The sequence below is a fragment of the Paenarthrobacter aurescens genome (genome assembly GCF_025421775.1).
In the GTDB taxonomy this organism is placed as follows: domain Bacteria; phylum Actinomycetota; class Actinomycetes; order Actinomycetales; family Micrococcaceae; genus Arthrobacter; species Arthrobacter aurescens_B.
This window is the reverse complement of sequence record NZ_JAOEFX010000002.1, coordinates 523,988-541,117: the sequence shown is the minus strand read 5'-3', so window position 1 is coordinate 541,117 and position 17,130 is coordinate 523,988. Positions and strand designations below refer to the sequence as shown.

At 63.0% G+C, this 17,130-nt stretch carries 17 protein-coding genes; 12 read left to right on the top strand and 5 right to left on the bottom strand.

Annotation, left to right across the window (positions count from 1 at the left end; genetic code table 11):
• The first annotated feature begins 258 nt into the window (after positions 1–258).
• Complete coding sequence (locus tag N7568_RS05820; RefSeq protein ID WP_261608941.1) at positions 259–954, top strand: TIGR03089 family protein; 696 nt, start codon at positions 259–261, stop codon at positions 952–954.
• Here the strand turns inward: N7568_RS05820 and N7568_RS05815 are convergent.
• Positions 941–1,510, bottom strand: coding sequence for a GtrA family protein (locus N7568_RS05815; RefSeq protein WP_261608940.1), 570 nt, complete (start codon positions 1,508–1,510; stop codon positions 941–943). The two genes, N7568_RS05820 and N7568_RS05815, sit on opposite strands and share 14 nt — an antisense overlap.
• 179 nt (positions 1,511–1,689) lie before the next feature.
• Between N7568_RS05815 and N7568_RS05810 the strand changes: the two genes are divergently transcribed.
• From N7568_RS05810 to N7568_RS05790, 5 genes are read left to right on the top strand one after another with little or no spacing between them, the layout of a single operon-like run.
• Positions 1,690–2,877, top strand: coding sequence for a 5-(carboxyamino)imidazole ribonucleotide synthase (locus N7568_RS05810; RefSeq protein ID WP_261608939.1), 1,188 nt, complete (start codon positions 1,690–1,692; stop codon positions 2,875–2,877).
• Entirely contained in the window at positions 2,874–3,437 is a 564-nt protein-coding gene (gene purE / locus N7568_RS05805; RefSeq protein WP_261608938.1) for a 5-(carboxyamino)imidazole ribonucleotide mutase, read from the top strand. The genes N7568_RS05810 and purE overlap by 4 nt, the downstream gene beginning before the upstream one ends.
• A gap of 20 nt (positions 3,438–3,457) precedes the next feature.
• A complete protein-coding gene (locus N7568_RS05800; protein ID WP_261609034.1) occupies positions 3,458–5,074 on the top strand; it encodes an LCP family protein in 1,617 nt (538 codons plus the stop codon).
• A gap of 50 nt (positions 5,075–5,124) precedes the next feature.
• Entirely contained in the window at positions 5,125–6,375 is a 1,251-nt protein-coding gene (manA, locus tag N7568_RS05795; protein WP_261608937.1) for a mannose-6-phosphate isomerase, class I, read from the top strand.
• A 3-nt stretch (positions 6,376–6,378) separates the two neighbouring features.
• A complete protein-coding gene (locus tag N7568_RS05790; RefSeq protein ID WP_261608936.1) occupies positions 6,379–7,314 on the top strand; it encodes a lipid II:glycine glycyltransferase FemX in 936 nt (311 codons plus the stop codon).
• A gap of 593 nt (positions 7,315–7,907) precedes the next feature.
• Here the strand turns inward: N7568_RS05790 and glpX are convergent.
• Entirely contained in the window at positions 7,908–8,930 is a 1,023-nt protein-coding gene (gene glpX, locus N7568_RS05785; protein ID WP_261608935.1) for a class II fructose-bisphosphatase, read from the bottom strand.
• Between the two features lie 200 nt (positions 8,931–9,130).
• Here glpX and N7568_RS05780 point away from each other — a divergent pair, with 200 nt between their 5' ends.
• The 5 genes from N7568_RS05780 (at position 9,131) to N7568_RS05760 (ending at position 14,554) form a co-directional block, all read left to right on the top strand.
• Positions 9,131–9,826 (top strand): DUF4245 domain-containing protein, encoded by a 696-nt coding sequence (locus N7568_RS05780; protein ID WP_261608934.1) that lies wholly within the window; start codon positions 9,131–9,133, stop codon positions 9,824–9,826.
• 52 nt (positions 9,827–9,878) lie between these two features.
• On the top strand, positions 9,879–10,493 hold the full coding sequence (locus N7568_RS05775) for a carbonic anhydrase (protein WP_261608933.1): 615 nt from the start codon (positions 9,879–9,881) through the stop codon (positions 10,491–10,493).
• A gap of 87 nt (positions 10,494–10,580) precedes the next feature.
• The gene (locus tag N7568_RS05770) at positions 10,581–12,008 is read left to right on the top strand and encodes a class II fumarate hydratase (RefSeq protein WP_261608932.1); all 1,428 of its coding nucleotides are present in this window, start codon (positions 10,581–10,583) and stop codon (positions 12,006–12,008) included.
• Between the two features lie 186 nt (positions 12,009–12,194).
• Positions 12,195–12,881, top strand: a complete 687-nt coding sequence (locus tag N7568_RS05765) for a TetR/AcrR family transcriptional regulator (protein WP_261608931.1) — start codon at positions 12,195–12,197, stop codon at positions 12,879–12,881.
• Positions 12,878–14,554, top strand: a complete 1,677-nt coding sequence (locus N7568_RS05760; RefSeq protein WP_261608930.1) for an MDR family MFS transporter — start codon at positions 12,878–12,880, stop codon at positions 14,552–14,554. The genes N7568_RS05765 and N7568_RS05760 overlap by 4 nt, the downstream gene beginning before the upstream one ends.
• A gap of 2 nt (positions 14,555–14,556) precedes the next feature.
• Here the strand turns inward: N7568_RS05760 and N7568_RS05755 are convergent, their stop codons facing one another.
• From N7568_RS05755 to N7568_RS05745, 3 genes are all read right to left on the bottom strand, one after another.
• Positions 14,557–15,033 (bottom strand): NUDIX hydrolase, encoded by a 477-nt coding sequence (locus tag N7568_RS05755; protein ID WP_261608929.1) that lies wholly within the window; start codon positions 15,031–15,033, stop codon positions 14,557–14,559.
• A 4-nt stretch (positions 15,034–15,037) separates the two neighbouring features.
• Complete coding sequence (locus tag N7568_RS05750) at positions 15,038–15,577, bottom strand: META domain-containing protein (protein ID WP_261608928.1); 540 nt, start codon at positions 15,575–15,577, stop codon at positions 15,038–15,040.
• 121 nt (positions 15,578–15,698) lie between these two features.
• On the bottom strand, positions 15,699–16,250 hold the full coding sequence (locus tag N7568_RS05745) for a prepilin peptidase (RefSeq protein WP_261608927.1): 552 nt from the start codon (positions 16,248–16,250) through the stop codon (positions 15,699–15,701).
• A gap of 61 nt (positions 16,251–16,311) precedes the next feature.
• Here N7568_RS05745 and N7568_RS05740 point away from each other — a divergent pair, with 61 nt between their 5' ends.
• Complete coding sequence (locus N7568_RS05740) at positions 16,312–17,073, top strand: hypothetical protein (protein ID WP_261608926.1); 762 nt, start codon at positions 16,312–16,314, stop codon at positions 17,071–17,073.
• The last annotated feature ends 57 nt before the right edge of the window (positions 17,074–17,130 follow it).

Sequence of the window (17,130 nt, the reverse complement as noted above, 5' to 3'; positions counted from 1 at the left end):
AGCCGCGCCGGGATAATAATCAAGAATCTGTAGAAACGTGGGATGCGCCACGCCCAACATTTTGCACGCGCCGCCGCATGTCCCCGCGGAAAATGGAAGCGATGGATCGGTTTACATGAACTTTCATTGAATTTCCGCGGAAAATTTCCGGGACGCCTCGCGACGCCCAACGATTTGAGAAATCCCCATGTGTCGCATTTCACATTTGCCGCTCGAACAGCAAGGGCCCTGCGGAACCAGCGTGGCAAGATTGAACGCATGAGCATCCCCGCAGCGAACCTTATGACCGCCCTGCGATCCGGCCATTCAACGTCACCACGACTCACCTGGTACGGCCCCGACTCCGAGCGGGTTGAACTTTCAGGCCGGGTTCTGGATAACTGGGTGGCCAAGACCAGCAACCTCCTGCAGGACGAACTGGACGCAGAACCCGGGATGGCAATCCGGCTCGACCTCCCCGCCCACTGGAAATCCTTCGTGTGGGCATTGGCGGCATGGCAGCTCGGAATGGAGGTGGTCTTCGACGACACCCCAGCGGATCTCCTGGTAACTGACAACCCCGACGACGGCGCTGGCGCCGGCTTTGACGCGGTGGTCGCCGTACCGCTCGCGGCACTTGCGATGCGCTGGCCGGGCGAGCTGCCATCCGGCGTCGTGGATTACGCGGCGGAAGTCCGCTCCCACGGCGACGTGTTCATGGCCCACAACGAACCCGGAGCGGAACTGCCGGCCGTCCGGGGCGCCTCGGGGCTCCGGCACCAAGACCTCATCGATGGTTTTGCCGCCGAACAGGAGCCCGGGGTCCGACTTCTGGTGAGGGCCGACGAAGGCTTGGAATCATGTCTGGCAGCATCTTTGGGCGCATGGAAAGGTGACGGCTCAGTAGTACTGGTGCACCCTGACCTCGACGTCACCGAGCACCTCCTTGAGAACGAGCGCGTCAGCCGTTCTTAACTGACGGGAACTCGCCGGTTGCCGGGTTGCCGGCTCCTGTTTCCGCACCGGTCTTTGCCTTGTGGTGGAGTTCGATGATCTCGTGGTCGTGTGAGAACTCGGGCTCGGCGTCCAATTCTTCGTTGAACACCCAGAACCGGTAGGCAAAGAACCGGAAGATCGTGCCCAGGACGAGGCCCACGACACTGCCGGCGATGAACAGCGAAGGCTTGTCATTGAGGTCCAGGATGTACTTTGCGAACCACACGCAGCCTGAGGCAATCAGGAGCCCGACGAGGTTCATGACGGCAAACAGCACAGCTTCGCGGACTACGTTCGCCTGCTTGCGGTGACGGAACGTCCAGAATCGGTTGGCGACCCACGAGAAAATACTCGCAACAATCGTTGCAATGGCCTTCGCCCACACTTCGCTGCCGTGCATCGGGCCGGAGAAAAGCCAGATGAATACTGCCGAGTCAATGACAAAAGCAACACCGCCGACGGCGCCGAACTTTGCTACCTCGCGCCAGAAAAGCGAGGCAAGTCCGCGGATGCGATCTGCAAGTGTGGTGATCATGACCCTCCATGGCCGTTGAAAAGTGGGCCGATGGGCCAAACCCATTTTAGCGCCGTTTTCCATGCGTTGCCTTTGAAGGGGCTGTGAGAACGGCGATACTGGCGCTTCCCGCATCACAAAACCGGTCCCAAAGACGGCAGAATCAGTGATCCCGCCGCCGGTTCGGTAGGCTGAACATTGTGACTTTTCCAGTAATTGGCGTTGTTGGCGGCGGCCAGCTCGCACGAATGATGGCTCCGCCCGCTACCGCCCTGGGCTTCGAACTCCGTGTTTTGGCCGAGGGTGTGGACGTTTCGGCTGTAGCCGCAGTGGCCACAGCCCCGATCGGTGACTACAAAGACCTGGACGCTCTCCTCGAGTTCTCCAAGGGCCTGGACGTACTGACGTTCGACCATGAGCATGTCCCCACGGAACACCTGCAAGCCCTGTTGGACGCCGGCGTTAACGTCCAGCCCGGACCTGATGCCTTGGTCAATGCCCAGGACAAGCTGGTCATGAGGGCTGCGATCGACCGGCTCGGCCTTCCCAACCCGGAGTGGTCAGCCGTCAACAGCGTTGACGAACTCGTGGCATTTGGCAACAGGATCGGCTGGCCTGTCGTCTTGAAGACGCCCCGCGGTGGCTACGACGGCAAGGGCGTCAGGATCGTCGACTCCCCGGACGAAGCCTTGGAAACTGCCGACTGGTTCCAGGCAATGAGCCCCCTGCTGGCCGAAGCCAAGGTGGACTTCAGCCGCGAGCTCTCCGCCCTGGTGGCCCGTACGCCCAGCGGCGAGTCCCGTGCCTGGCCCGTGGTCCACACCATCCAGGTGGACGGCGTCTGCGACGAAGTGATCGCACCGGCCCAGAACATTCCGCTTGAGGTGGCAGCTGCCGCCGAAGAAGCTGCGCTGCGCATCGCCAACGAGCTTGGCGTCACGGGTGTCATGGCTGCAGAGCTGTTTGAAACCCCGGGTGTCGGAGCAGGCTTCCTCATCAACGAACTTGCCATGCGCCCGCACAACACGGGTCACTGGACCCAGGACGGTTCCATCACCAGCCAGTTCGAACAGCACCTTCGGGCCGTGCTGGACCTACCGTTGGGTGCTACCGATGCCTTGGCCCCGGTGGTAGTCATGAAGAACTTCCTCGGCGGCGACAACCAGGATCTCTTCAAAGCGTTCCCCATGGCCTTGGCTTACGAACCGGCAGCGAAGGTCCACTCTTACGGCAAGTCCGTTCGCCCCGGTCGCAAGATCGGCCACGTCAACCTCGTCGGCAGCTCGGTTTCCGACGTCGACTCCGTCCGCCAACGCGCCACAGCCGTTGCAGACATCATCCGTGACGGCCGCATGCCGGCGCAGACTACCTCCGAGGAGACCGCATGACGTCAGAATCAACAGCCCCGCTGGTAGGGCTCGTGATGGGTTCGGATTCCGATTGGCCGGTCATGGAGGCCGCCGCGGACGCCTTGGCCGAGTTCGGCATCCCCTTCGAAGCTGACGTTGTTTCGGCGCACCGCATGCCCACGGAAATGATCCGTTACGGCCAGACAGCCCATGAGCGTGGTCTCCGGGTCATCATCGCCGGCGCCGGCGGCGCAGCGCACCTCCCCGGCATGCTTGCCTCGGTCACGCCGCTTCCCGTGATTGGCGTTCCGGTCCCCCTGAAAACCCTGGATGGCATGGACTCCCTGCTGTCCATCGTGCAGATGCCTGCGGGCGTTCCCGTGGCCACAGTGTCCATTGCAGGGGCCCGCAATGCCGGTCTACTTGCCGTGCGTATGCTGGCCTCCGGAACCGACGAACTTGCCGTAAGACTCCGCGCAGACCTTCTCACCTTCGCCCAGGAACTGAATGACGTCGCCACCAAGAAGGGCGAAAACCTGCGCCACAAAGTGGAAGAAGTCTTCTCCCCTGCCAACGCTTCAGCCCGGAGCTCCCGCTAGGAAGGCAGCGGTTGACTACCATGCACAAGACCTCGAATCAGCCCGGTTCCGCCCTGACTGATCCTGTCCGCTATCCGTCCGGGGCGAGTGCCCCGGTGCGGACCAAACGCGCCTTCGTGCTGGTCCTCCTCACTCTCTTCGTCCCAGGCAGCGCACAGATCGTTGCCGGGGACCGGAAGCTTGGCCGTGTGGCCCTGCGCGTCACGCTCACCGTGTGGGCCTTGGCACTGGTAACGCTCGTCATCGCCCTGGTCAACCGGACCATGCTGCTGAGCATCGCTACCCACCCGGTCGGATCGCTGTTCATCATTGTGGTCCTGGTCGCATTGGCCTTGGGCTGGGCCTATCTGTTCCTCAACACTTTTCGGATTATCCGGCCTGCGCTCCTGGCACCGGGAATGCGCCCCATCATCGCCGTGGTGGTGGCAGTCTCCACCATCCTGGCCAGCGGGTCACTGGGCTACATCGCCTACGTCCTGAACGTGAGCCGAAACGCGATCGGCAGCATCTTCCAGGCCGGTCCGGCCATTGATCCCGTGGATGGGCGCTACAACTTCCTCATGATGGGTGGCGATGCCGGGGACGACAGGACGGGCCGGCGTCCGGACAGCCTGTCCGTCATCAGCGTCGACGCCAAGACGGGGGAAAGCGCCATCATCTCCGTTCCCCGCAACCTTCAGAATGCCCGGTTCAGCGAGGGCTCGCCGATGCGCGAGGTCTACCCGGAAGGCTACAACTGCGGCGACGAATGCCTCATTAACGCCGTCAATACCGAGGTAACCAACAACTACCAGAACCTTTACCCCGGTGTGGCTGATCCCGGCGCGCAGGCAACATTGGAAGCCGTCTCCGGCACCTTGGGCATCACCGTCCAAGCGTATGTCCTGGTGGATATGGACGGATTCGCCAAGCTCATCGATGCCATGGGCGGCATCCGTATCAAGGCCGGTGGCTGGGTACCCATCAGTGGTCCCGTCACGGACGAGGCCAACGGGATCCACGGCATGCCTGATGGCTGGATCCCGGCCGGCGACCAGCACTTGGATGGCTTCCATGCGCTTTGGTATGGCCGCTCCCGCGAGTTCGTGGACGACTACGCCCGCATCGCCCGCCAGCAGTGCGTGCAGCAGGCCATGCTCAAGCAGTTGGATCCAGCTACCCTCCTGACCAAGTTCGAGGACATTGCCAACGCCGGCACCAAGGTGGTTGACTCCAACATTTCTTCGAACCAGCTGGGCAGCTTTGTCGACCTGGCGTTGAAATCCAAGAACCAACCCGTCAAGCGCCTCACCATCGGACCGCCGGACTTTGATGCGTCCTTCTCCACGGTGCCGGACTTCGACCTGATTCATGCCAAGGTCCAGGAAGTCCTGGCGTCGTCCAACACACCCAAGGCGGGTGACGCCGTCGTGTCCCATGACGGCGCCGCTGCCGGTACCGTCATGGCCGCTGGTCCGGTTGCCGGGCTCAAGCCCGCAAGCCAGTTGCCGTCGCCGTCAGCCGATTTCACGCCGGTAACCACCACACCGGACGGCACGCCGATCACCATCGAATTGTTGAACGGCCTCAAGGCCCAGGGCGACGAGCAAGGTATCCGCGACCTCGTCGCAACCAACGGACAGTGCGCACCGTTGTAAGCTTGCAGGTCCGCTCCACACGTCCAGCGCAACGATAAGGACTTTCTTTCGTGTATCAGATTGAGAATGTTTTGCGACCCTACGCGTGGGGTTCGACGACGGCGATCGCAGGGTTGCTGGGGCGGCCGGCATCGGGTGGTCCTGAGGCGGAAATGTGGATTGGAGCCCACCCGGACTCCCCCTCCACAGCGATTCACCCCAATGGCGTCACCCAGCCCTTGGATGCGCTGATTGATTCGGACCCTTCGCATTTCCTGGGTTCCCGCAGCCTGGCCGAATTCGGTCCGCGGTTGCCCTTCCTCACCAAACTGCTGGCTGCCGAACAGCCACTGTCGCTGCAGGTTCACCCCAGCCTCGAGCAGGCACAGGAGGGCTTCGCCCGCGAGAACGCTGCAGGAATCCCTTCCGATGCCGCTGAGCGTAACTACCGCGATGACAATCACAAGCCGGAGATGATCTTCGCCCTCACACCGTTCAAGGCGCTGTGTGGTTTCCGTCCTGCCGCTGGGTCCAAGGCCGTTTTTGAACACCTGGCCCGCATCCTTGATTCCGCTGCCGTTTCTGTTCCACCCGTGATCACGGATGTTATTTCGGACCTTGCCGGGCCTGACGAGCCCGCCGCCCTGAAGGCAGCTTTCAGCCGCCTGATCGAGGGAGGCAGCCAGGTTTCCGACGCGATCAGCGAGGTCGTCGCAGTCTTCTCCGCCGGTGCACCGCTGGAGCCACACCGGGCGGCGCTGACGGCCATGCTGGACATCAACGAAGCCTTCCCCGGCGATCCCGGCGTCCTCATCTCGCTGCTCCTCAACCACCTGTCCCTGGAGCCCGGTGAGGTGGTGTACCTGCCTGCCGGCAACATCCACGCCTACCTCCACGGATTGGGTGTGGAGGTCATGGCTTCCTCGGATAACGTGCTGCGCGGCGGACTCACGCCCAAGTATGTGGACATACCGGAAGTGCTGAAGACGGTCCGTTTCGAAGCGCTCGGAGTTCCCCGGATCGAGGCGAGCGGCACCGAGTTCGGGCAGGAACTCTACCGCCCACCGTTCAAGGAATTCCAGCTGCAACGCATCGAACTTGGCCCGGGCGCCGGGCCGGTACCGTTGGCGCAAACCGGTCCAGCCGTCGTCGTGGTGGTGTCCGGTTCAGTCATGCTCGACTCCCCTAAGAGCGACCTCCTGCTCAAGCGCGGCACCTCAGCATTCATCCCCGACGCCGAGGCTCCCGTCAACGTCCACCCCGTCCAAGGCGCAACGGACATCAGCATCGCCTTCGCGGTGACCACGGGCCTGGGGAACTGATCCATGGAGTTTTTCCTGCAGACCCCTGCGTGGGCCGATGTCCAGCGCGCCCTGGGACGCCGTGTCCATGAACAGTCCGGCCCCGGTTGGAGCTTCCTCGCCATTGAGGAAAAGAACCCCGCCGGCAAGGTCATTTATGCGCCCTACGGCCCCGTGGCAGAGTCCGTGGAAGCGTTCGACGCCGCCACTGCGGCTTTGATGGCACTGGCCAGGAAAGAACGTGCGGTCTTCATCCGGATGGAACCAGCGGCGGCAGGTTTCACAGCGTCCGACGCCGACGCCTTGCTCCGCGCCCGCGGCTTGCGGCCGGCGCCGGTCAACCAGCAGCCGGAGCTCAGCTGGATCGTGGACCTGGACGGCGACTTCAAGGACGTCCTGGCCGGCATGAAGCCCACCAACCGGAACCTGTACCGGAACATCCACAAGAAGGGTGTGACCTTCCGGGCTTCCCAGGACCCCGCCGATATTTCGGTGCTCCTGCACTTCCTGCACCTGACCGCTGCCCGGAACGGGTTCAAGCCCCAAAGCGACGAATACCTCACGAAGGTGGCGGAATCGTTGTTGCCTTCCGGCGCAGGCACGCTGTTCATCGCAGAGCTTGAGGGCGAAGCGATAGCTGCGGCTTTCGCGTACGATTCCGCGGACACACGCGTGTACGCCCACGCAGCCCTGGACGACACGCACCGCAAGCTCAGTGCGGGCATCCCGCTCCTGGTGACGCTCATGGCCGATGCCAAGGAGAAGGGCCTCAAACACGTGGACCTCTGGGGCGTTGCGCCGGAGGACCAGCCGGACCACAAGTGGGCGGGCTTCACGGCCTTCAAGAAGTCCTTCGGAGGCCGCGAAGTCTCCTACCCAGGCACATGGGACCTCCCGGTGAACAAACTCCGCTACGGCGCCTACCAGTTGGCAAGGAAGCTCCGCGACAAGCTCCGCTAGACCGTTCGCGCTCAAATCGTCGCGTACCTCCACCACCCACTTTGAGCCCGCCCTCACAACGACACACCCTTTATCCCAGCGCGCCATGAGGGCTTCGCAATCAAAGTCAGTGGTGGCGGTACGGCCCAACGGCCAATCACGAGTAGCGCCCGACGACGATACTCACGGAAGCGCCGTCGTCGAGCCTTTGCGCTGGGGAGCCCGGGTCCACGCGCATCCCCGGCCGATCGGGACGCGGATCCAAAGCCCTCAAAATTCATCCAGGCTCACGCCGCTGCGGAAGCACAACGGACAAGGGTGCCACTAGAACACGTGTCTTAACCACCCACTTTGAGCCCGTCCTGACCCCGACACACCCTGCTTCCCGGCGCGCCCCGAGGACTGCGCAATCAAAGTAGGTGGCGAAGGAACACCCCGGCTTAATGCCCCGACCCATCCAAATCGCGCCAACCGGAGCCGCGTAAGCAAACGTGCCCGGACAGCGAAAAGCGCCCTGTCGCGTCAGCGGCATCAAATCGACGAGGTACGAGGAGATAGCCGCAGAGGGATAGGGCGCTTTTCGCGTCAAAGACGCGACAGCAACGGGGGGGGGATTACGGCTTGCGCGCGTACGTCTCCCACTTGGATGCGTGGTGCTCGGCCTCAACAAAGCGGACCGTCCCGGACTTGGAGCGCATCACGATGGACTGCGTCATGACGCGGTCCTTCTGGTAGCGCACGCCGTGGAGGAGGTCGCCGTCGGTGATGCCGGTGGCTGCGAAGTAGCAGTTGTCCGAGGTGACGAGGTCGTTGGTGGACAGGACGCGGTCGAGGTCGTGTCCGGCGTCGATGGCCTTCTGCTTCTCTTCGTCCGACGTCGGCCACAGGCGGCCCTGGATGACGCCGCCAAGCGACTTGATGGCACAGGCTGCAACGATGCCTTCCGGGGTGCCACCAATGCCCATGAGGGCGTCCACGCCGGTGCCGGTGCGGGCTGCGGCGATGGCGCCGGCGACGTCGCCGTCCATGATGAACTTGGTGCGTGCACCGGCTTCGCGGATTTCTTCCACGAGGGGGCGGTGGCGGTCGCGGTCCAGGATCATGACGTTGAGCTGGTTGACCTTGACGCCCTTGGCCTTGGCAATAAGGTGCAGGTTCTGCTTGACGGGCAAGCGAAGGTCAACCATGTCTGCAGCTTCGGGGCCGGTGACGAGCTTCTCCATGTAGAAGACAGCTGAGGGGTCGAACATGGATCCGCGTTCCGCAACGGCCAGCACGGCGAGTGCGTTGTTGATGCCGAGGGCGGTCAGGCGGGTTCCGTCGATGGGATCGACGGCGACGTCGCACTCGGGGCCGGTGCCGTCACCAACCTGCTCGCCGTTGAACAGCATGGGGGCTTCGTCTTTTTCGCCTTCACCGATGACCACGACGCCGTTGAAGTGGACGGTGTGAAGGAACGAACGCATGGCGTCAACGGCGGCGCCGTCTGCCTTGTTTTTGTCGCCGAATCCTACCCAGTGGCCACCGGCAATTGCCGCGGCCTCGGTGACACGGACGAGTTCCAGCGCAAGGTTGCGGTCGGGTTCGTCGATGCCGACGGCGAGCGACGGCGAAATCGTGGAATACTGCTGGGTCATTGGTGCAGGAGACACTTGAACCTCTTCTTCGAGTGACGATTCACGGGACCGGACATGGTTGCACGTGGCAACCCGTGGTTCCTCTACCAACGATCATAGTCGCCGCGCCGTCCGGGAGTCGTTGGATGACCACCGTCCGCAATACCGGTGGTGAGGTTGCCGGATGTGTGTTCCCTGCCGCGATAAGGGATCATGGAGGGGTGAGTGAAACGCAGGACAAGCCCGCAGCCGAGAACCAATCGGACCCTGCAGCGGCCAGCCAAAACGATGCCCAGGCCATCCCGGATGCCCCCTACAAACCCGTCATTGCGGCGAAAGCTGCCAAGCGGGCCAACGCGTCGGTCATTGGCATGGTCATTGCCTTGCTTGTCTGCGTGCTGGCTTTCCTCCCCATCGTTTTGATGAACCCGGCGCCCAAGGGCGAGGGCTTCAGGCCCGATGTCGACGTGGCAGCGATCGCCCGCAACGCCACAGGTGTGGCAGGATTCACACCTGTGACCCCGGATACGGGCGACACATTCAAACCCAACTACGCCCGGTGGGAGTCCGGCACCGGCAGTGGCGTCCCCACCTGGGAGGTCGGTTTCCTGACGCCCAAGGAGGCCTTCATCGGCCTGACCCAGACAAACCAGGCCAATCCCACCTGGGTTCTGCAGCAGACCGGCAACCTGCCCGTCACCGGCACACGCAACGCCGGCGGCCAGGACTGGGAGCTGCGGGACTCCGGCAAGGAGAAGCGCAGCATGGTCCTGGAGTACCGGGGCACCACCATCATCTTGAGCGGCACCGCGAGCCTGGACGAGTTCGCAACGCTCGCTGCCGCCGTCGTCAAGTCCGCAGATCAGGCTCCGTTGCCGTCCGCGCCGGCCACCGCATCCCCCACACCGGCCGCCTAACCCGGCGCAACAGTTTCACGTCCGGCCGCGTCGGCGTCGTAAAGTAAGGCTCGTGCCTACTTACCTGACTCCAGCCCTGGCGTGGCGCCGTCTCCGCGAGGGCAACGAACGTTTTGTTTCCGGCGAATCCCTGCACCCCAACCAGGATGCTTCGCGACGATCCTCCCTCATTGAGAACCAGAATCCGTTTGCCGTGATCTTCGGCTGCTCGGATTCCAGGCTCGCTGCAGAAATCATCTTCGACCTCGGTCTTGGCGACGCCTTCGTGGTCCGCACTGCGGGCCAGGTCATTGATGATGCAGTCCTCGGTTCCCTCGAATACAGCATCAGTGAACTCCGCGTTCCCCTGATCGTCATCCTGGGCCATGACAGCTGTGGCGCCGTGAAGGCCACCAAGGCCGCCGTGGAAACGGGTGAGATGCCTCCGGGCTTCATCCGGGACCTCGTGGAGCGCATCACGCCGTCCGTCCTGACGGCCAAGCGCAACAGCCAGGAGGACGTCAACGACATGGTGGTGGAGCACGTCAAGCAGACAGCTGCCCGGCTGGCCGACAGCTCGCGTGTGATTTCCGACGCTATCGACGACGGCCGGGTGGCAGTTGTTGGTCTTTCCTACAAGCTGGATGAGGGCCGCGCGGACCTTGTTTCCGGGATCGGCAAGCTCTAGGAGCACGTGCTCCGGCCCCGGCGCCGGAGCACGTAGCACTCCCCTCCGGGTTTTCTGTGCGGCGTCCAATCGCCCTAAGCTAGCCCCATGACTTCCACCACTGAGTTCCGTATTGAACATGACACGATGGGCGAAGTTCGCGTCCCCGTGAACGCCCTGTACCGCGCCCAGACGCAGCGTGCTGTGGAGAACTTCCCGATCTCCGGCAAGACGCTTGAGCGCACCCACATCGAGGCCCTTGCCCGCGTCAAGAAGGCTGCTGCCCTGGCGAACGCCGAACTGGGGGTGCTCGATGAAGAGCTCGCCAAGGCAATCGCTTCGGCTGCCGATGAGGTTGCTGCCGGCAAGTACGACGGCGACTTCCCGATTGACGTCTTCCAGACCGGCTCGGGCACATCCTCCAACATGAACACCAACGAGGTCATCGCCGAGCTCGCATCGCGCGCACTCGCGGCCGCCGGGAGCGACAAAGTTGTCCACCCGAATGACCACGTGAACGCTTCACAGTCCTCCAACGACGTCTTCCCGACGTCTGTCCATGTTGCCGCCACGTCTGCCCTGATCAACGACCTGATCCCGGCCCTCGAGTACCTGGCAGCATCCCTGGACCGCAAGGCTGTCGAATTCAAGGACGTCGTCAAGTCCGGCCGTACGCACCTCATGGACGCCACGCCCGTAATGTTGGGCCAGGAGTTCGGCGGCTACGCAGCGCAGGTCCGGTACGGCATCGAGCGCATCAACGCAGCACTTCCCCGCGTTGCCGAAGTTCCGCTGGGCGGCACCGCCGTCGGCACCGGCATCAACACCCCGGCCGGCTTCCCGGAGCGCGTCATCGAACTGCTCGCAGCCGACACCGGCCTGCCCCTGACCGAGGCCCGCGACCACTTCGAAGCACAGGCGAACCGCGACGGCCTCATCGAGGGCTCCAGCCAGCTCCGCAACATTGCGATCTCCTTCATGAAGATCAACAACGACCTCCGTTGGATGGGCTCCGGCCCCAACACGGGCCTCGGCGAAATCGCCATCCCGGACCTCCAGCCGGGCTCCTCGATCATGCCGGGCAAGGTCAACCCGGTCATCTGCGAAGCGTCCATCATGGTCTGCGCCCAGGTCATCGGCAACGACACCGCCATCGCTTGGTCCGGCACCAACGGCGCCTTCGAACTGAACGTCGGCATCCCCGTCATGGCCGCCAACCTTCTTGAGTCCATCCGCCTGCTGGCCAACACCAGCCGCGTCATGGCCGACAAGATGATCGATGGCATCACCGCCAACGTGGAGCGTGCCCGCTTCCTGGCCGAGGCTTCCCCGTCCATCGTCACCCCGCTGAACAAGTTCATCGGGTACGAAAACGCCGCCAAGATCGCCAAGATCGCCGTCAAGGAGGGCCTGACCATCCGCCAGGCCACCGAGAAGCTCGGCTTCGTCGGCGAGGGCGAAGGCAAGGTCACTGAGGCAGAGCTCGACAAGGCATTGGACGTCACCACCATGACGTCCCCCGCCCACAAGGCCTGAATCCTGGTCTAAAACTCAGCAGCACGACGACGGCCGGTACCTTTCGTACGAAAGGTGCCGGCCGTCGTCGTACCCCGGAGTTTTTGTACAGCAGACGCCCCTAAGACCCTCCCTTAAGGGCATCTGCTGTACAAAAACTTCTGACTCTTTTTGCACTTTGTAGCTTAGAGTGCAAAACTTTACTTTGTGAGCAATAGTGCAAATATCGACGGCGGCCTCCGCGAGCGCAAGCGGGCTGCCACGCGGACGGCGATTACCGCCGTCGCGCGTTCCATGACCGCTGAGCATGGCCTCAGCGGTTTCACGGTTGAGGAAGTCTGCGAAGCGGCGGGGATTTCGCGCCGAACCTTCTTCAACTACTTCCATTCCAAAGAAGACGCCGTGATCGGTTCCTTCTCGGATGAGTTGCCCACAGACGCCTTGGAGTCGTTCAACCAGAACCCTTCGCGCATGCCGGACAGCATCTCCGGAACGCTTCTCGCAGCTCTCCATGTGCTCACCGTGACCCTGATGGAGCGTTCATCCATCAGCCGTACCGAGGTCCAACAGTTCATCGCTGCCATCACGGCCGAACCACAACTGCTGGCACGCCTGACGCTGGAAGGGGAGGCCCGTGAACGACAATTCGCTGCCCTGGTGGCCGCCCGCGAAGGGCTGGATCCTGAGCATCCCGAAGTCATAACTGCAACGGCGTTGTTCGGGGCGGTCTCCAAGAAGACCGCCCAGCAATTCTTCTCGGAGGAGAACACCCGCCCGTACCGCGGGATCCTCCAACAGAACCTCAACGCCGCACGGAAACTCTTCGCCCAGCCGTTGGCCACGAACCAGCAGCTGGGCCCCAACCCCCTTGAAACCTCGAAGGACCCCGCATGAGTACACTCTCGAAGGCAGCAGAACCGCTGTTGCTGACCCAGAAACGCATCTGGATCATCTTCTCGGCGCTGATCGCAGGCATGCTCCTGTCCAGCCTCGACCAGACCATCGTGTCCACCGCCATGCCCACCATCGTGGGCAAGCTCGGCGGGGTGGAGCACCAGGCCTGGATCACCACCGCCTACCTCCTTGCCACCACCATCGTGATGCCCATCTACGGCAAGTTTGGTGACATCCTGGGGCGTCGCAACCTGTTCCTCATTGCCATTGCCCTGTTCACCCTCGCGTCCGTGGGCTGCGCCTTCGCCACCGATTTCTGGGGCTTCGTCATCTTCCGTGCCATCCAGGGCCTGGGCGGCGGTGGCCTCATGATCCTCTCGCAGGCCATCATCGCGGACATCGTCCCGGCCAAGGAACGCGGCAAGTACATGGGCCCGCTGGGCGCCATCTTCGGTCTCTCCGCTGTGGCCGGACCGCTGTTGGGCGGGTTCTTCGTGGACCACCTCACGTGGGAGTGGGCTTTCTACATCAACATCCCCATCGGCATCGCGGCGTTTATCACCGCCTGGTTTACTCTGACCCTGCCCAACAAGAAGGCCGAAAAGAAGATCGACATCCTGGGTGTCCTTTTCCTCTCGGCTGCGACCACCTGCCTCATCTTCTTCACCGACTTCGGTGGCAAGAAGGACGAGGGCTGGGACTCGCCGCTTACCTGGGCGTTTGGCGCCGGCATGGTCCTGGCTGCCTTCGCCTTTGTGATGGTTGAACGCCGGGCCGAGGATCCCATCATTCCCCTGAGCCTGTTCAAGAACCCCATCTTCATCAACGCAACGGCTATCGGCTTCACCTTGGGCCTGGGCATGTTCGCTGCCATCGCTTTTGTCCCGACGTTCCTGCAGATGTCCTCGGGCACCTCGGCGGCTGAGTCGGGCCTGCTGATGCTCCCCATGATGGTGGGCCTGATGGGCACGTCCATCTACTCCGGTATCCGCATTTCCAAGACCGGCAAGTACAAGATGTACCCCATCCTCGGTGCGGCCCTGACCATCGCAGCGATGTTGTGGCTGACCACTCTCGCAGCGTCCACGCCCATCTGGGTGATCTGTGTCCAGCTCTTCATCTTCGGCGCAGGACTGGGCCTCATCATGCAGGTCATCGTCCTGGTTGTTCAGAACTCTGTTCCGGCTGACCAGATCGGCACGGCCACCAGCACCAACAACTACTTCCGTGAGGTAGGTGCGTCGCTGGGCGTCGCCGTCTTCGGTGCGATCTTCACCAACCGCTTGTCCGAATCGTTGACCGAGGCATTCACCGGCGCCGGCGCTTCTGCCGAGCAAGCTTCGCAGTCCACCAGCACGTTGGATCCGCAGGCATTGTCACAGCTCCCTGAGCAGTTGCGGGACGCGATCGTCAACGCTTACGCCAACTCTCTGGCGCCCGTGTTCTGGTACCTGGTGCCATTCATTGCCATCGCTCTGATCCTGGCCATCACGCTCAAGCAGATCCCTCTCTCCGACACTGCAGGAATGGTGGCGCGCGGCGAGGCTGTCGGCGGCGCCGAAGCTGACAGGCTCGAGGCCGAGCGACTCGAGACTGCGCGCTTGGAAGCGGAACTTGAAGCTTCGGATGGCGTCGACAAGGATCGCCCCACAGCCGATGCGGGACATCGGTAACGCTAGTCCTCCACTTGGTACGCCACGGGGCCTTCGGGCTCCGTGGCAAGCCTGATGGCTTCGAGGTTTCCGGCGCTCATCTCCGGAAGCTCGTCGAGTGCAAACCACCCCACTGCCAGTGATTCGTCATCGTTGACCCGGGCTTCACCGGACACGTATCGGCAACGGAACGTGATGTCCAGAAAGTCGCAAATGTCGCCATTCGGGAAGGTCACCGGGCCTACGACCCCGACGCCGATGATCCGCTCAGTCTCGGCCACCACCGCCGTTTCCTCGAAGATTTCCCGCACGAGTCCCGGTGCTGGATGCTCCCCCGGTTCCAGCATGCCGGTGATCAGTGCCCAGTGACCGTTGTCGGCACGCTGGCCCAACAACACCCTGCCTTCGTCGTCAAAGACCACTCCCCGCACGGCCGGCAGCCAGAGGGGATCGTTGCCGATCTTTTCCCGCAATTTCAGCACGAACTCTGGTGCACCCATGGTGTTAGCTTTCCTTCAATTCGATGGTGGCATGTGAGTTCTTCAAGGTGAGGGTGTCGCCGTCGAGCTTCCACTGCACGGGCTGCTCAAAGAGCTCCTCTGTCCAGGCCTGATAGCTGGCGGTTGACCCCTCGCAGCCTTTGTCAGTGGCGACCCTCCAAAGCGGCGTCAGGACATCATCGCCTACCGAAACTGTCACCTGCAGCCAGTTGCATGGTGTCGTAACGTACAAGATCCAGTCACCATTCACCTGCGACGAACTGATCTCCAGCGGTTCCGTTCCGAGCCAGGCCACGTCTCCCGTGGCGTCGGTTCCCCGCGCGGACGTGAACTCGGCACAGCCCAACGGTCCTCCTTCGCAGGGAGTTTCCGGCCCCCGCGTGGGGTAGGGCTGTTCGGTAGGGCCGGGCTGATGCGTAGTACCCGGCTGGCTGCTGGACAGGGCCGCTTGGTCAGGACTGTTGATGGCCTGCCCGCATCCGGTCAGCAGTAGGGCACAGGAAAGGGAGGCCCCCAACAAGAACCTCAACCTGATCCGTCCCACAGCACCTCCTGCCGCCTCCCAGCACATCCAAACACTCACTGGGCTAAGCATGCCTCAGCACGGTGAACGCGAAAATGCGGGGACGGTTGCAGTTCGGCCGCAGTTGGCCCGGGGGGAAGCGTCATGCGGGTATCAGCACCATGGCAGCTGCCGCGCCTGCAAGCATGAACGGACCAAAAGGAATGGCCGATCGCAGGGTACCGCGGCGTGATACCAGGATGGCCAGGCTCCACAGACCGCCCAGTATGAAAGCGGCGAACGTGCCCGCGAACACGTGGCTCCACCCCAGGTAGCCCAGGTATAGGCCCAGCACACCCGCCAGCTTGACGTCACCAAAGCCCATGCCGGGCGGGTGGATGAGCCTCAGCACGAAGTAGAAGAGCCACAGCACAGCGCCGCCCGCGAGGACCCGGAGTCCGGGCACAGCGAATAGATCAGCAGTAAGGTGGCGGTCCGAACCTGCGTCAGCGAAGAATGTCAGGAGCGATGCCGCCAGCAACAACACCCCGGTCACGGCGTAGGACGGAAACACAATGCGGTTGGGCAACAGGTGGCTCCGCACGTCGATCACCGTGAGCCGAACAGCCATCACCACGAAGTACAGGCACGCGGCCATCACCAGCCAGAAGCCCAGCGGGATGGCGTCCCAGAGGTCGGAGAGGCGTCGGATCACTCTCGGATGCTATCCCGCTTTGGCCGCAGGGCCCGCTTGAATGGCTGGGTAAACTGTGGATATGGGGAGCTACAGCGCAGGAGGACCGGGTTTCGACTTGTCCTCCACATTCCGGAATCTTTGCCGTTCTTCGCCGTGGAAATGGACGAGCCTCCGCTTCGAATACCTGGAACGGCCCGGGACGGGCGCCACCATGGTCCGCGCGTGGCTGAGGCGGCCGGGCGCACTTCGCCTGGAAACACCGGACGGCCAATTGCTGCACAGCACCACGGGCATCAACGACTCCCGGGATGATCTGTACGTGTCTTCAACACGCCGCTCATGGTTGCTCCCGGCCCACCTGGTGACACCCGTTTACGACGACGCCGGCTTGGTCAGGCGGCGACCGGAGGCCGCCTACGGTGAGCCCTCCTTCGGCAACGGCCGCCTTGCCGCCGCCCTCGATCCCGTGGAACTGGCCGGTAACGCGCCGGTTCCCCTTGAATTTCCGGACACAAACCCCGTATTCCTGGAACAACCCCGGGAAGTGGACCACGAGGGCCGCCTCGCGTTGGAAACCATCGTGACCCGCAGCAGGACCTATGTTCCCTCGGATCCTGCCGAGCCTTTGGCCCACACCGGACGAACGTTGATCAGGATCGACGCCGGCACAGGGGTTTGCGTTGCCAGTCAAAGCCTGGACGGGGACTCTTCCGGAAAGGGACATTGGCTGAAGATCCTGGCCGTGGACGAGTACATGCTGGACGACCTTTTCCTGGCTGAGTCCATGAACCTCACGGACGTACGCCGCCACATCCCGTGGGACATCGGCCCGGCAGCCTGAAGAGCGCCCCGCGCCGGGAGCCAACCCCGGCGAGCCTGGTGGACGAAGACGGTGGCC